This is a genomic window from Allobosea sp. (assembly GCF_051860145.1).
Taxonomy (GTDB): domain Bacteria; phylum Pseudomonadota; class Alphaproteobacteria; order Rhizobiales; family Beijerinckiaceae; genus Allobosea.
In genome coordinates this window covers 383,327-397,843 of record NZ_JBHYEM010000001.1, presented here as the reverse complement: position 1 = coordinate 397,843, position 14,517 = coordinate 383,327, and the positions used below count along the sequence as shown (strand labels likewise).

Below are 14,517 nucleotides of genomic sequence, written 5' to 3'. Positions count from 1 at the left end.
CGCAGACGTCGCGGACGAAGCCCAGGTCGATGCCGCTTTCACCGCCATCGCGTCGCAGCAGGGCAGGGTCGATATCCTGGTCAATAATGCGGGTCTTGCCATACGCCGAGCGACGACCGAGCTTTCGCTGGCCGATTGGCAGCGCGTCATCGACGTCAACATGACCGGAGTCTTCCTGTGCTGCCGGGCGGCCGGTCGTTTGATGACCGCGCAAGGCTCCGGCGCCATCGTCAATCTGGCATCGATCATGGGCCTGTCGGGTGGCGGGCTCTATCCGAACATATCCTACCAGTCCAGCAAGGGCGCGGTGGTGAACCTGACGCGGGCGCTCGCTGTCGAATGGGCGCGTCGCGGCGTGCGCGTCAACGCGGTGGCGCCGACATGGGTCGATACGGCCTTCATCGCAGCACTCAAGGCGGACCCGGCCCTCATGGCCGAGGTGCAGCGCATGACCCCGATGGGCCGGCTCGCCTCGACCGAGGATGTCGCCAATGCGATCCTGTTCCTGGCGAGCCCCGCCGCGGCGATGGTGACGGGGCATACGCTTCCGGTCGATGGCGGCTTCCTGGCGCAATGACCGGGTGCAGGGGCGCCGCGTTTATCGTGCCGTCGCCTCCGGGAAGAGCATCTCCTTCTTCCAGTCCGACGGCGCGTTCTTCAACCGGCCGACCTTGCCCATGAAATCGGTGAAGGAACCGAGATTCAGCACATCCGTGGTGATATGGGTCGTCTTGTCGCTCAGGATGGCGACCAGTTCCTCTTTCGACGAACGGTCCTTGGTCAGCCGCAGATAGGTCTCGGCCGCAGCCTCCATGTCCTTGCTGACCATCTCCGTCGCCTCCTTCAGGGCCGACAGGAAGGCGCCGTAGAGCTTCGGATTCTCGGTCCGGAACTTCGCCGTCGCCGCGATGACGTTGAAGGAGATCGGCCCGCCCAGGATCTCGTCGGAGTTCAGGATCGTACGGACCTCCGGGTTCTTCAGCTGGACATTCGAGAAGGGCGGCGAGGAGAAGTTGGCGACGATTTCCGATTTGCCGGCGAGCATCATGGCCGTCGCGTCAGGATGCGAGAGCGAGACGGTCAGGGAATCGAGCTTCTCGAATTCCTTGTCGCCGAACTCCTTGGCGGCGGCGATCTGCAGCGCCGTCGCCTGGCCGGAGACCTTCACCGCCGGAACGGCGATCCGCTGGTTCTGGTTGAAGTCGCGCAGGGATTTGATGGCGGGGTCGCGCACATTGAGCGTCCAGGCCATGGCGTTGATGCCGCTGGCGGCGCGGACATCGATATTGTTTCGGGTGCGCGACCAGATCGTGATGATCCCGGTCGGCCCGAGGCTGGCGAAGTCGAGATTGCCGGAGATCAGCGCGTCGTTCATCACGTCGCTCGATCGGAAGGTCGACCAGTCCACCGTGATGTCGCCGAGGCCGGCGGCCTTGGCGTGCTTTTCGACGAGCTTCTGGTCTTCCATGATCATGAGCTGGATGTAGCCGAGCCCGTATTGCTTCGCGACGCGCAGCGTCTTGGCCTCGGCCAGGGCCGACGATACGGAACCTGCCATCATCAGTGCCGCCACCGCGGCGGCTGCGAGCAATCGCTTCATTGGTGTCTTCTCCCTTGTGTGCGACCCGCTCGGCCTGGAGCCGCGGGCGGCGTTTCGTCCCGGATGAGAGAGGCGGTTCGAGCCGCCTCCTTGCTGTCGTCCGAAGCCGAGGCTCAGGCCTCGGCCAACAGGTCGAGCACCGTGACCTGCTTTTCGGCGATCAGGCTTTTCGTCGCCGCATCGAAACGCTTGAAATGCGCGCTGGCGCAGTGCGCGTCGAAGGCGGCGCGGTCGCGGTAGATTTCATAGAGCAGGATGCAGTTCTTCTCGTCGCCGGGCTGCAGCACGTCGAAGCGCTCGCATCCCGGCTCGTCGCGCCGGGATGTCTCGGCGTTCTCGATCATCAGGGGCATGAAAGTGGCCATGTGGCCGTCCGCGATGCGGAAACGGACCAGAATCGTGAAGCGCGCCATGGATCGTCCTGAGTTTTGAAGCGTGCCGAACGGCGGGGTTAGACGTCCGAGGCTTTCCAGTAATAGTCGCCGACCTCCGAGAGATGCGCGCGCATCGCCTCGGCGGCAGCTTGCGGGTCATGTGCGGCGACGGCCTCGTGGATGCGCTTATGCGCGGCATAAGCGGCCTGCGCGGCGCCGCGCGCCTTGAGCGAGGTGGTCCGTTGTTCGGTCAGCCACTCGCTCAGCCCGTCATGCAGGGCGGTGAAGATCGGATTGCGCGTGATCTCGGCCAGGACGAAATGGAAGGCGACGTCGGTGCGTTCAAAGGCGCGGCCCTGTTCGAGCGCCGCACGATTGGCCGCCAGCGCCGCCTCCAGCCTGGCGATATCCTCCGGCGTGGCGATTTCCGCCGCCAGCCGGGCGACGCCGATCTCGAACATCGTCCGCGCCTGCTGGAAGTGATGCGCGCCGCCGGGTTTGGCCAGCAGATAGCGCGCGACGCCGGAGAGCTCGCCGATCATCGTGCCCGCGCTCGGCTGGGAGACCCGCGCACGCTCGCCGCTGCTGATCGCGATCAATCCCATGCGCTGCAGCGCGAACAGCGCCTCGCGCACGGCGGTCCGGCCGACGCCATAGGCTTCCATCAGCTCCCGCTCGGCAGGCAACTGATCGCCCGGCGCGTAATGGCCTTCGTTGATCGCGGCCTCGAGACGCTCGACGATGTCTTCGTAGAGCTTGCGGCGTCGGATCGGCCGCTGGTCGGGAATGATCGCTCCGGAGATCATGCTGGTTTCCTTGACGAGGGTTCGGCCGTCCCGGCTCGCGCGCGGGCTCAGCTGCCGGGCAGAGTGTGGACGTTGTCGAAGAACAGGTCTTTCCAGTCCTTGGGAGCGGTCTTCAAGCGTCCGATCTCGGCCATGAAGGTCGCCATCTTCATCGTCTGGTGCGGCGTGAAGGTCATCTCGACCTCGGGCGCCGCGATCATCGCGTAGATCTCGTCGACGCTCTCCTTGGTGCCGGTCATGCGCCGATAGGTTTCGGCGGCGGCGCGCTTGTCCTTGTTGATCTGTTCGATCGCCTCCTGCAGGCCGGCGACGAAGGCCTGATAGGCCTTGGGATTGGCATCGCGGAAGCGCTTGGTCGCATAGATCGCCGTATTGGTCGCCGGCCCGCCGAGCACGTCATAGCTGCTCAGGATCTTGCGCACGCGCTCGTCGCGCAGCTGCTGGTGCTGGAAGGGCAGGGCGGAGAAATGCGCCGAGATCACGCCGGAGCCCGACAGCAGCGTCGAGGTCGCCTCGGGGTGAGGCAGCGAGACCGTCAGCGGATCGAGCTTGCCGTAATTAGCGGCGCCGAATTCCTTGGCCGCCGCCATCTGCAGCAGCAACGCCTGGTTCGACACACGCACCGTCGTGACGGCGATACGATCCTGGTCGGTGAAATCCTTGATCGACTTCACTTTCGGATTGGTCGTCAAAAGCTCCATCGGCATGTTGACGATGGCGCCGGCCCCCTTGACCTCCATGGCCGTGCCCTGGGTGCGCGACCACAAGGTCAGCAGGGAGGGGACGCCGCCGCTGCCGAAATCGAGGCCGCCCGACACGAGCCCCTCGGTGATGGCGCCGGGATTGCCGAGCTTGACCCAGCTGACCTTCAACTCGGCGAGGCCGAGCGCCTTGCCGTGTTTCTCGACGAGCTTGCCATCCTCCATGATCATCAGCGGCAGGCTGCTGAGCCCGTATTGCTGGGCCGCCCTGATCTCGCTCACCTCCGCCTGCGCGGGCGCGGTCGAGAACAGCGCGAGACCTGCCGCGGCTGCCAATCCGATGAAATGCCTCACGGTCTATCCTCCCCAAGCCGTCGCCCGTTGACCGGGCTTGATCAGTTCTGCATGCCCCAGCGCTGCACGGTGCGCTTCTCGATCGCGCGGAAGATCACCGACTCGACGAAGAGGCCGATCAGGATCACGGCGAGCAGGCCTGAGAACACCCTTGCGGTGTCGAGCTCGGAGCGCGCCTCGAAGATGTACCAGCCCAGCCCGCCGGAGCGCGACGAGACGCCGAAGACGAGCTCCGCGGCGATCAGCGTGCGCCAGGCGAAGGCCCAGCCGATCTTCAGGCCCGCCAGGATCGCCGGAAAGCCGGCCGGGATCAGGATGTAGATGACGTAGCGCAGGCCTTTCAGCCCATAATTGCGCCCGCTCATCCGCAGCACTTCAGGCACCGCGCGGAACCCGGTGAGCGTGTTGAGCGACACCGCCCACAACACGGAATGGATGATGACGAAGATCAGCGAGCCGATGCCGAGGCCGAACCAGATCAGCGCCAACGGCAGCAGCGCGATCGCCGGAAGCGGGTTGAACATCGCCGTGAGCGTGTTGAGGATGTCCGTGCCGAAGCGCGTTGAGACCGCGATGGTGGTCAGCACCGCCGCCAAAGCGAGCCCGGCTCCATAGCCGTAAAGCAGCGAGCGCATCGAGGTCGAGATACGGTCGAGCAGCGCGCCACTGGACAAATCCCCGACGAAGGTCGTGACCGTCTCCGCGAAGGAGGGAAAGAGCAGCGGGTTGTTGAGCCAGCGCGCGTAAACCTCCCAGACCACCGCGAGCGCGATCAGGATCGCCAGCTTGCGCACCGCATCGTTGTTGACGATGCGCTCGAATGCCGAAAGCGGCCGCGCCACTTCGCCGATGCCGCTCGCATCGATCGGCTCGATCTCGAATTCGGGGCGGCTTGCCAGTGCGCCGCCGCCGCTGCGTCCAAGGGAGACCATGCTCATGCTTCCGGCTCCTCGTGCCGAGCCGCGTGACCGAGTTCATGCTCGAACAACAGGCCGTGAATCTTTTCCGACAGCGCCCCGAAGGCCGGCGTGCCGACGGCGTGGAAATCGAGCTGGGACGCGTCGAGCTCGGCCCTGACTCGGCCGGGATGGGGGGACAGCACCAGGATCCGGGAGCCGACGATGATCGCCTCCTCGATCGAATGGGTGACGAACATCAGCGTGAAGCGCACCTGCTCCCAGAGCTGCAGCAACTCGTCCTGCATCTTGCGCCGGGTCAGCGCGTCCAGCGCCGCGAAGGGCTCGTCCATCAGCAGGATGTCGGGCTCCATCGCCATCGCGCGGGCGATGGCGACGCGCATCTTCATGCCGCCCGACAGCATGTGCGGATAGGCGTCGCGGAATTTCGTCAGCTTGACCTTGTCGATCACCGACAGCGCGCGCTCCATCGCATCCTTGCGCTTGAAGCGGCCGGAGATGCGCATCGGGAACAGCACGTTCTCCAACACGGTCTTCCAGGGCATGAGCTGCTCGAATTCCTGGAACACCATCATCCGGTCGGGACCAGGCCCGACGACCTCGCGGCCGCGCAGCCGGATATGCCCTTCCTCCGGCGTCATGAAGCCGCCGACGGCCTTGAGCATCGTCGACTTGCCGCAGCCCGACGGCCCCAGAACGACATAGCGATCCTGCTCATGGACGGCGCAGTCGACCCTGTAGGTCGCCGTCACGAGATGCTGCGGGGTCTTGTACTGCAGCGTCAGCCCCTCGACCTCGAGCAGCTTCGGCATGACGGCCGCATCGGCTTTCTGCGCTCCCGCGCCGTCCGCGATGGCACGCGGTGAGTCCTGGGCCTGGCGTGGCTGAGCGATGGCTGACGACGTCACGCCCTTCTCCTTGGTTGTCCTCGCATGCCGCTCGCTCGCCCGGAGGCGGCCACGGCTCGTTGTTGGTCTACGTGTAGACCTGTCATACCAGACGTGTCAAACCGCGACCAAGGCGTCCGCTGGAGGCGCCTGCAGACCGGGACAGGAAAAGCCATGGACAACGAGAAGACCGTCACCGTCACTGAGAAGACCCTGAAGGCCTTCTGCCGGGCCATGTTCGTCAAGCTCGGCGTGCCGAACGACGAAGCCATGCTCATCGTCGACAACCTCGTCGAGGCGGACCTGCGCGGCGTCGCCTCGCATGGCGTCGTGCGGCTGCCGATCTATGTCCAGCGCATCGAGGATGGCGGCTCGAACCCGCGACCGAAGCCCCAGATCGTCCGCCAGACGCGCACCACCGCCGTGCTCGACGGCGACAATGGCATGGGCCAGATCATCGGCATCCGCGCCATGGAGATCGCCCTCGAAAAGGCCAGCGATGGTGACTGCGCCTTCGTCTCGGTCCGCAACAGCAACCATTACGGCGCCGCCTCGCATTATGCCGAAATGGCCGCGCGCCGGGACATGATCGGCCTGAGCTTCACCATTGGCGGCATCAACCACATGACGCCCTGGGGCGGGGCCGAGGCGATCCTCGGCAACAATCCGTTCGCCTTCGCCTTCCCGACCCGTGACGGTTTCCCGATCGTCCTCGACATGGCCTGCAGCGTCGCCGCGCGCGGCAAGATCATCGTCGCCGCCAAGGACGGCACGCCCATTCCGGCCGACTGGGCGAGCGGGCCGGACGGAGTGCCGACGACAGACCCGGTCGAGGCCCTGAAGGGCTTCGTGCTGCCGGTCGGCGGGCCGAAGGGCTATGCGCTGACGCTCGGCATCGGCCTGCTCAGCACGATGCTGTCGGGTGCCTGTTTCGGCTCCGAAGTCACGCATATGTACGAGCAGACCACGACACCGCAGAATGTCGGCCATCTCTTCGGCGTGCTGCCGATCGCGGCCTTCGAGGATCTCGACCACTATTACGGCCGCATGTCGAAGGCGATCGCCGACATCCACGGGACCAGGAAGGCGCCGGGCGTGGAGCGCATCTATCTGCCCGGCGAACGCGAGCATCTCGCCTTGGTCGCGCGCCGCCGCGACGGCATTCCGCTCAACGCCGCGGTCTTCGACGAGCTCCGCGAACTGGGGACGCGGCATGGGCTCACCCTGGACGCATCACCCGGCTGACCGCGGACGAGGGCGCCGTGGGGAACTCCTCTTCCGGCCGATTCCGGCGCAGCGCAAACGCCCTCTTGCCAAACGAGCCACAGCGCCCTAACCATCTGCGCATCGATCAATGTATGCGTTATCGGATGCGATGCAGCCAGCAGGCACACAAGCAGAGGCGAATGGCCGGACCCCGCGTTCGACCGACGCTGTCTATGCGCAGCTGAAGCAGCACATCCTCGACAACCACTATCCGCCCGGCGCGCAGATCCTCGAAAGCGAGGTCGCAGCCGAGCTCAACGCCTCGCGGACGCCAGTGCGCGAAGCATTCGTCCGGCTCCAGCAGGAGGGCCTGCTGGAGATCGTGCCGCGACACGGCGTCCGCATCTCCGCGCTCTCGCCCGACGACATGCGCGAGATCTACGAGGTGCTGATGTCGCTCGAGCCGACGGCGGTCGAGCTTCTGGCGACGCGAAAGCCCGACCGCGCCGAGCTCGCGAGCCTCATCGCCTCCTGCGACGCCATGGAAGCGGCGCTCGAGGGCGAGCCCGACCTTCAGGCCTGGGCGCAGGCCGACGAGGCCTTTCACCTCAATCTCGCGCGGCTCTGCGGCAACAAGCGGCTGGCCGCGATGATCATGCAGGTCTGGGACCAGGCCCATCGCGCCCGGATGTACACGCTCTCGCTGCGGCCGCTGCCGGTCAAGTCGACCGCCGAGCATCGCGCCGTGGTCGAGGCGATCCTGGCCGGGGACCGCGAGCGGGCCCGCGAGATCTACCACGCCCATCGCGAGCGCGGCGGCAGCGAACTCACCACCATCATCCAACGACACGGAATCCAGCGGCTATGACGTCAAACTCCTTCCATCTCGCGATGATGCCCGGCGAAGGCATCGGCATCGAAGTCATGGAGGCGGCCAATGTCGTGCTCGGTGCGGTCGAGAAGCGCTTCGATATCTCCTTCCGCCAGGAGCAGATCCCGGGCGGCGCGCATCATTACAAGGAGACCGGCGCGATCCTGCCCAGGGACGGGCTGGAGCGGGCCGGCAAGTCCGACGCGATCCTGTTCGGCGCGATGGGCTGGCCCGATATCCGCTTCCCGGACGGCACCGAGATCGCACCGCAGCTCGACATTCGCATGGCCTTCGGGCTCTACGCCGGCGTGCGGCCCATCCGCGCCATTCCTGGCGTGCCGCCGGTTCTCGCCCATGAGCGCGCGAAGGACATCGATTTCGTCATCGTGCGCGAATCGACCGAAGGCATGTTCGCCTCGCGCGGCAAGGGCGAGATCATCGAGGACAAGGAGGCCCGCGACACGCAGGTGATCACGCGCGCGGTCACCGAACAGCTCACCGATTTCTGCTGCGGGCTGGCGCGCCGCCGGCGCGAGACGCGCGGCACCCCGGGCTGTGTCACGCTGGTCGACAAGGCCAATGTGTTCCGCTCCTTCGCCTTCATGCGCAAGGTCTTCTACGAGGCGGCTGCGAAGCACCCGGACATCGAGGCCAGGCACCACTACATCGACGCCATGGCGCTCGATCTCGTGCGCCGGCCCTGGGATTTCGACGTGCTCCCGACCGAGAACATGTTCGGAGACATCCTCTCCGATCTCGGGGCCGGGCTGATCGGCGGCATGGGCTTTGCCCCCTCGGCCGATATCGGCCAGTCGCACGGGCTGTTCCAGCCGAGCCACGGCACCGCCCCAGACATTGCCGGGAAGGGCGTGGCCAATCCCACGGCGATGATCCTGTCGACCGCGATGATGCTGGATTGGCTCGGCGAGCGCCATGGCAGCGTCGCGGCCCGCGATGCTGCGCGCGCCATCGAGCTCAGCATCGACCACGCCTTCGGCAAGATGAATCTCCGCAGCTACGATATCGGCGGTCGTCACGGCACGCGCGAGATCGGCAGCACCGTCGCGGACCTCATCCTCAGCGGGCAAGCCGATCCGCAATGACACTGACGGTCGCCATCGCGGGCTGCGGCTATTTCAGCCGGTTCCACCAGGATGCGTGGAGCCGGATGGAGGGAGTGCGCGTCGTCGGCGTGGCGGACCGCGACCCCGTCAGGCGCAAAGCGGCAGCCTCGCCGTTTTCGGATGCGCAGGAATTCGAGGACGCCGAGGCGATGCTCGATGCCGTGCAGCCGGATCTGATCGACATCGTCACGCCGCCGCAGACCCACCGCGCCCTGGTCGGCGCGGCGGCGAAGCGCGGCGTGAAGATGATCTGCCAGAAGCCGGTCGCGCCCGACTATGACGAGGCCGAAGCCATCGTCGCGCTCGCCGAAGACGCCGGCGTGATGCTGGCCGTTCATGAGAACTTCCGTTTCATGCCCTGGTTCATGGAGACCAAGCGGCTGATGCGGTCCGGCGCCGTCGGCACGCCGCTCAACATCTCCTTCCGCTTGCGGCCGGGCGACGGCCAAGGGCCCGAGGCCTATCTCTCGCGCCAGCCCTATTTTCAGCAAATGCCGCGCTTCCTCATCCACGAGACCGGCATCCACCTGATCGACGTGTTCCGCGACCTGATGGGCGAGATCACCGGCGTCTTTGCCCGTCTGCGCAAGATCAACCCGGTCATCGCCGGCGAGGATGCCGGCTACGTCATCTTCGACTTCGCCAGTGGTGCGGCCGGGCTGTTCGACGGCAACCGCCATGTCGACCATCCGGCGGCGGACACGCGCATGACCAATGGCGTGCTGCTGGTCGAGGGGAGCGAGGGCGTCATCCGGCTCGACGGCTTCGGCCGGCTTTTCCTGCGCCCACGCGGCCGGGAGGAGAGCGAGCACGCCTATCACTGGGAGGATCGCGGCTATGGCGGCGACTGCGTCTACCGGCAGTCGCGCCACGTCGTCGACCACATCCTGAAGGGCCTGCCGCTGGTCAATTCGGGCCGCGATTATCTGCGCAATCTCGTCATCGAGGAGGCGATCTACCGCTCCGCCGCGGAGGGCCGCTTCATCTCGCTCTGAACCGAAGAAGGCGGCGCCAAAGCCGCCCGGCCGGCCGAACACCACACCCATGGGAGGGATACATGACCAATAGACGCGACATTCTGAAGGGCACGGCGGCAGCTGGCCTCGCCATCACCGGCTTCCCCACCATCCTGCGGGCGCAGAGCGCAAAAGTGCTGCGCTTCAGCCATACCGACACCTCGGTCGGCGCGCGCCAGCAGGCGGCGGAGATGTTCGCCGCTGCCGTCGAGAAATACACGGCCGGCCGCTACAAGGTGCAGGTCTATCATTCGGGCCAGCTCGCCAACGACGCCAAGTCGCTCGACCAGCTCCAGATCGGCGGGCTCGATTTCGCCGTCACCGGCGTCGTCACCTTCACCCCGCATGTGAAGGAACTCTCGCTGATCGCGCTGCCCTATCTCGCCGAGAACTACGAGCAGGGCTGGAAGCTCTACGACACCTCGCCCTTCATCGCCAAGCAAGCGGCGGCGCTGCCGGCCAAGGGCATGCGCATCATCGGCAACTGGGAGGCGGGCTTCCGCAGCTTCACCACCAATTTTCCGCTGAACAGTCCAGCCGACGCCAAGGGCAAGAAGCTCCGGATCGCGCCGGTCGAGATGATCCGCTGGATCATGGAGTCGATCGGCTTCTCGCCCGTCGTCATGCCTGTGACGGAAGTCTATCTCGGCATCCAGCAGAACACGGTCTCCGGCCAGGAGAACCCGATCGACACGATCTATTCGCAGCGCTTCTACGAGGTCGCGAAATACATCACCCTGTCGAACCACGTCTATTCGCCGCTCTGGCTCGCGATGGGCGAGCGCGCCTTCAAGGGCATGACGGCGGCCGACCAGGACGGCGTGATGAAGGCCGCCAAGGAAGCCGGCGATTGGAACCGTCGCGAGGTCCGCGCCAATGACGAGAAGCTGCTGGCCGAGATGACCGCCAAGGGCGCGACCGTGGTCAAGCCCGACCTCGCCGCCTGGAGCAAGGCGGCCGAAGGCGCCAATGAACGCGCTCGCAAGGAGTTCGGCGCGGCGAGCGTCGACCAGATGATCGGGGAAGCCGCGGCCATCCGCAAGGCCATGGGCTGATGCAGGCCTCGCAAGCCGGGGCTCCTCCCGGGCCGGCTTATTTCTACCGGCCCGGCAGACTCGAACCCGCCGTCCTGCGCTGGCTCGGCGACACGGTCGACCTTGTGGTCACCGCGCTCGCCGCGCTGCTGCTCGTCGTCATGTTCGCCAACATCGCGGCGCGCGTCCTGCTGAACAGCGACATCGCCTGGAACACCGAGTTCGGCGAGTTCGTCCTGCTCTGGGCGACCTTTCTCGGCGGCGCCTCGGCCGCGCGCCGCGGCGCGCATATGCGCATCACCGAGTTCGTCGAGGCGCTGCCGCCCGTCTGGACGCGCGTTGTCGAGATCGCGACGCGGCTCGGCGTCATCGCCCTGCTCGGCTTCCTGATCTGGTACGGGCTCAGCATTGCGCAGAGCACCATGGAGCAGGAGATGACGGTGCTGCACTGGCCGATCGGCGTGCAGTATCTCGCCATGCCCGTCGGCTCGGCGCTGGCGCTGGTCTTCGTGCTCTACGAGACGGCGCTGCTGGCCCGCGGCGAGCCCATCCCCCAAGAAACCTTCCAGGACTGACGCCATGGTGCTCGCCGTCATCTGCGCAGTCTTCTTCGCGCTTGCCCTGCTCGGCATGCCGCTGGTCTGGGCGCTGCTGCTGACCACGATCGCGACGATCGGGATCTTCGGCCAGGGCTACCCGCTCGAGGCGATCTTCCTGTCCTACATCTCCAGCGTCGAGCCGCTGCATCTCGCGGCGATCCCGCTCTTCATCTTTACCGGGGAGCTGATCACCCATGGCGGCGTCGGCAAGAGACTGATCGATTTCGCCCGCTCGCTGCTCGCCTTCATGCCGGGTGGGCTCGGCGTCGTCACCGTCTCGGCCTGCACCATGTTCGGCTCGGTCTCGGGCTCGGCCGTGGCGGATTCCGCCGCGATCGGCTCGATCATGGTGCCGCGCATGGCCGAGCAAGGCTATCCGCGCGCTTTCGCGGCGGCGCTGATCGCGGTCGCCGGCACCATCGGCGTCTTGATGCCGCTTTCGATCCCGCTCTTGGTCTACGGCTTCGTCGGCAATGTCTCGATCCGCGAGCTCTTGGTCTCCGGCGTCTTCCCGGCCTTCACGCTCGCCTTCGCGCTGATCCTGCTCTGCGTCTGGAAGGGCCGCTCGCTCGGTTGCGATCCCGGCGGCGCCATGCCGAGCCGGGCCGAGATCAAGCGTACCTTCATCGCCATCCTGCCCGCCTCCGGCATGCCGGTCGTCATCCTCGGCGGCATATTGAGCGGTATCTTCACTCCGACCGAGGCCGCCTCGATCGCGGTGTTCTACGGGCTGATCCTGGCGCTCTTCGTCTATCGCGAGGTCAAGCCACGCCAGGTTCCCGAGATGCTGCTGCATTCCTTCCGCACCAGCGCGGTGGTGATGCTCGTCGTCGGCGCCACCGGCGCTCTCTCCTGGCTGATCACGGTCGAGCAGATCCCGGCCAATCTCGCCGCCGGCATCATGCAGATCGCCGAGAACAAATATGTCTTCCTGTTCCTGCTCAACCTGGCGCTGATCCTCGTCGGCATCTTCCTCGAGCCCTTGCCCTCGCTGATGCTGACCGCACCGCTCTTCATCCCGACTGCCAAGGCCTTCGGCATCGACCCCGTCCATCTCGGCCTGATCATGGTCTTCAACCTGGTGATCGGGCTCTATACGCCACCCGTCGGCGGCACGCTCTTCGTCGCGGCCAAGATCGCCCGCGTCGGCATGGTCGCGATCTCGCGCGAGCTGATTCCGATGTTCGCCCTCGCCCTCATCGTCCTGTTCACCGTCACCTATGTCGAGGCGATCCCGATGGCGCTGGTCTGGTTCATGCGCGGATGAGGCCGATCCCACTCTCCGAGGTCTCGCTGCTCGGCGAGGGCCTGGTCCGGCCCGAATGCGTGCTCGCGACCGCGCGCGGCGATCTCTACACCGCCGACTGGCGCGGCGGCGTCGCCCATCTCAAGCCCGACGGCACGCAGGCGCTCTATGCCGGCGCGACCGCCGACCTGCCGGAGGGCTTGCGGCCGAACGGCATCGCGCTCGAGCCGGACGGCTCCTTCCTGATCGCCAATCTCGGCAGCGAGGCCGGCGGCGTCTGGCGGCTGACGCGGGACGGCCAGGTCTCTCCGGTCCTCGTCGAGATCGCCGGCGTCGCGATCCCGCCCTCCAACTATGTCGTGCGCGACGGCCTGGGCCGACTCTGGCTCACCGTCTCGACGCGGTTGCAGCCCCGCTCGCTGGATTATCGCCGCGACTCCGAGACCGGCTTCGTCGTCGTCATGGACGAGAAGGGCGCGCGCATCGCCGCCGACGGGCTCGGCTTCACCAATGAATGCCAGGTCACCCCGGACGGGCGCTGGCTCTATGTCAACGAGACCTATGGCCGGCGCCTCAGCCGCTTCCCGCTGCAGGCCGACGCCAGCCTCGGCAGCAAGGAGGTGGTCCACGAGTTCGGCGACGGACAGTTCCCCGACGGTCTTGCCTTCGACGCCGAGGGCAAGATCTGGATCGCCGGCGTGATCTCGAACCAGCTTTCGCGCATCGACCCCGAAACCGGCGCCGCCGAGCTGGTGCTGCACGAGACCGACGACGCCCATGTCGCCTGGGTCGAGGCAGCCTATCGCGCCAATGCGCTCGGCCGGCCGCATATGGACGCGACGCCGGCGACGAAGCTGAAGAACCTATCCAGCATCGCCTTCGGCGGCCCGGACCTGCGCACGGGCTATCTCGGCTGCCTGCTCGGCGGCAGCATCGGCTGCGTCAGGCTGCCAGTCGCCGGCGCCAAGCCGGTTCACTGGACATACTGAAGCTGATCTCCATCGCGTTGGGACGGCTCGTCTCATCCCTCTCGCCATGATCGTGCGCGCTGCCCCAGGGCCAGAAACACCGCCGCTCCGGCGCTCATCAGCGCCAGGCAGAACCAGGTCAGCGCATAGACCAGATGCGTGTTGCGGAAGCTGACCTGCGTCATTCCGCCTTGCGGCAGCGGGCCGGGCTCGGTGGCGGCGTCGGCATCGACGAAATAGGGCGCGACCTCGGCAAGGCCGCGCGCTTGCGCAATCGCCGCGACGTCGCGCGAATACCAGCGCCCGGCCGAAGGGTCGTTGGTGCGCAGAAAGCCGCCGCCCGGCTCGCTCAGGCGCAGCAGCCCGACCACGCGCGCCTCCTCGCCTGCCACCTTACGCCGCTCTTCCGGCCCCCGGCGATCGTCCGGCACGAAGCCGCGATTGACGAGAACCGTGAAGCCGGCATCGCTGCGCAACGGCGCCAGCACCCAGAAGCCGGGGCCGCGCTCCGTCACCGCCATCGTCAGCGTCTCCGGCGCATCGAGATAGCGTCCCTGCAGGGCGACGCGGCGATATTCGTCCTTCGCGGCGTCGACGCCCTGCCATTCCGCCGGCCCCGGCGCGGCGACGGGCGGCGCATGAATGCGCGCCTCGACACGGGCGATCAGGTCGAGCTTCCAGGTCCGCCGCTCGATCTGCCAGAGGCCGAGGCCGGTGAACACCAGCGCGAACAGGCAGGTCGCCGCCAGGAAGACGAGCCGCGCCGCGCGTGACCGGCGCCTCGCTCCCGCCTCCGGCAACGTCACGGCCATCC

16 protein-coding genes are annotated in these 14,517 nt (G+C 66.7%); 9 read left to right on the top strand and 7 right to left on the bottom strand.

Annotated features, from left to right (window positions below):
* The coding region (locus tag ACTIF2_RS01845; RefSeq protein WP_439495312.1) for an SDR family NAD(P)-dependent oxidoreductase at nt 1-577 on the top strand (577 nt) is incomplete at its 5' end.
* A gap of 21 nt (nt 578-598) precedes the next feature.
* Here ACTIF2_RS01845 and ACTIF2_RS01840 read toward each other — a convergent pair.
* From ACTIF2_RS01840 to ACTIF2_RS01815, 6 genes are all read right to left on the bottom strand, one after another.
* The gene (locus tag ACTIF2_RS01840) at nt 599-1,600 is read right to left on the bottom strand and encodes an ABC transporter substrate-binding protein (protein WP_439495311.1); all 1,002 of its coding nucleotides are present in this window, start codon (nt 1,598-1,600) and stop codon (nt 599-601) included.
* 113 nt (nt 1,601-1,713) lie between these two features.
* Nucleotides 1,714-2,013: a putative quinol monooxygenase gene (locus ACTIF2_RS01835; RefSeq protein WP_439495310.1), complete on the bottom strand. Its 300-nt coding sequence runs from the start codon at nt 2,011-2,013 to the stop codon at nt 1,714-1,716.
* Nucleotides 2,014-2,051: 38 nt separating this feature from the next.
* A complete protein-coding gene (nanR, locus tag ACTIF2_RS01830) occupies nt 2,052-2,780 on the bottom strand; it encodes a transcriptional regulator NanR (protein ID WP_439495309.1) in 729 nt (242 codons plus the stop codon).
* 47 nt (nt 2,781-2,827) lie between these two features.
* Nucleotides 2,828-3,835: an ABC transporter substrate-binding protein gene (locus ACTIF2_RS01825; protein WP_439495308.1), complete on the bottom strand. Its 1,008-nt coding sequence runs from the start codon at nt 3,833-3,835 to the stop codon at nt 2,828-2,830.
* A gap of 41 nt (nt 3,836-3,876) precedes the next feature.
* The gene (locus ACTIF2_RS01820; protein WP_439495307.1) at nt 3,877-4,773 is read right to left on the bottom strand and encodes an ABC transporter permease; all 897 of its coding nucleotides are present in this window, start codon (nt 4,771-4,773) and stop codon (nt 3,877-3,879) included.
* Entirely contained in the window at nt 4,770-5,564 is a 795-nt protein-coding gene (locus tag ACTIF2_RS01815; RefSeq protein ID WP_439495597.1) for an ABC transporter ATP-binding protein, read from the bottom strand. The genes ACTIF2_RS01820 and ACTIF2_RS01815 overlap by 4 nt, the downstream gene beginning before the upstream one ends.
* A gap of 249 nt (nt 5,565-5,813) precedes the next feature.
* On the opposite strand from ACTIF2_RS01815, the gene ACTIF2_RS01810 reads away from it, so the two are divergent.
* The 8 genes from ACTIF2_RS01810 (at nt 5,814) to ACTIF2_RS01775 (ending at nt 13,724) form a co-directional block, all read left to right on the top strand.
* Nucleotides 5,814-6,884: an Ldh family oxidoreductase gene (locus ACTIF2_RS01810; RefSeq protein ID WP_439495306.1), complete on the top strand. Its 1,071-nt coding sequence runs from the start codon at nt 5,814-5,816 to the stop codon at nt 6,882-6,884.
* 130 nt (nt 6,885-7,014) lie between these two features.
* Complete coding sequence (locus ACTIF2_RS01805; RefSeq protein ID WP_439495305.1) at nt 7,015-7,713, top strand: GntR family transcriptional regulator; 699 nt, start codon at nt 7,015-7,017, stop codon at nt 7,711-7,713.
* Complete coding sequence (locus ACTIF2_RS01800) at nt 7,710-8,819, top strand: isocitrate/isopropylmalate dehydrogenase family protein (protein WP_439495304.1); 1,110 nt, start codon at nt 7,710-7,712, stop codon at nt 8,817-8,819. The genes ACTIF2_RS01805 and ACTIF2_RS01800 overlap by 4 nt, the downstream gene beginning before the upstream one ends.
* Nucleotides 8,816-9,835, top strand: coding sequence for a Gfo/Idh/MocA family protein (locus ACTIF2_RS01795; protein ID WP_439495303.1), 1,020 nt, complete (start codon nt 8,816-8,818; stop codon nt 9,833-9,835). Before ACTIF2_RS01800 ends, ACTIF2_RS01795 begins: the two co-directional genes overlap by 4 nt.
* Before the next feature lie 62 nt (nt 9,836-9,897).
* Nucleotides 9,898-10,911 carry a TRAP transporter substrate-binding protein gene (locus tag ACTIF2_RS01790; RefSeq protein WP_439495302.1) on the top strand — a complete coding sequence of 338 codons (1,014 nt, stop codon included), beginning with the start codon at nt 9,898-9,900 and terminating at the stop codon, nt 10,909-10,911.
* Complete coding sequence (locus ACTIF2_RS01785; protein ID WP_439495301.1) at nt 10,911-11,465, top strand: TRAP transporter small permease; 555 nt, start codon at nt 10,911-10,913, stop codon at nt 11,463-11,465. Before ACTIF2_RS01790 ends, ACTIF2_RS01785 begins: the two co-directional genes overlap by 1 nt.
* Before the next feature lie 4 nt (nt 11,466-11,469).
* Nucleotides 11,470-12,756, top strand: coding sequence for a TRAP transporter large permease (locus ACTIF2_RS01780; protein WP_439495300.1), 1,287 nt, complete (start codon nt 11,470-11,472; stop codon nt 12,754-12,756).
* Complete coding sequence (locus ACTIF2_RS01775) at nt 12,753-13,724, top strand: SMP-30/gluconolactonase/LRE family protein (protein ID WP_439495299.1); 972 nt, start codon at nt 12,753-12,755, stop codon at nt 13,722-13,724. Before ACTIF2_RS01780 ends, ACTIF2_RS01775 begins: the two co-directional genes overlap by 4 nt.
* 32 nt (nt 13,725-13,756) lie before the next feature.
* Here the strand turns inward: ACTIF2_RS01775 and ACTIF2_RS01770 are convergent, their stop codons facing one another.
* Entirely contained in the window at nt 13,757-14,515 is a 759-nt protein-coding gene (locus ACTIF2_RS01770; RefSeq protein ID WP_439495298.1) for an SURF1 family protein, read from the bottom strand.
* Nucleotides 14,516-14,517 lie beyond the last annotated feature (2 nt).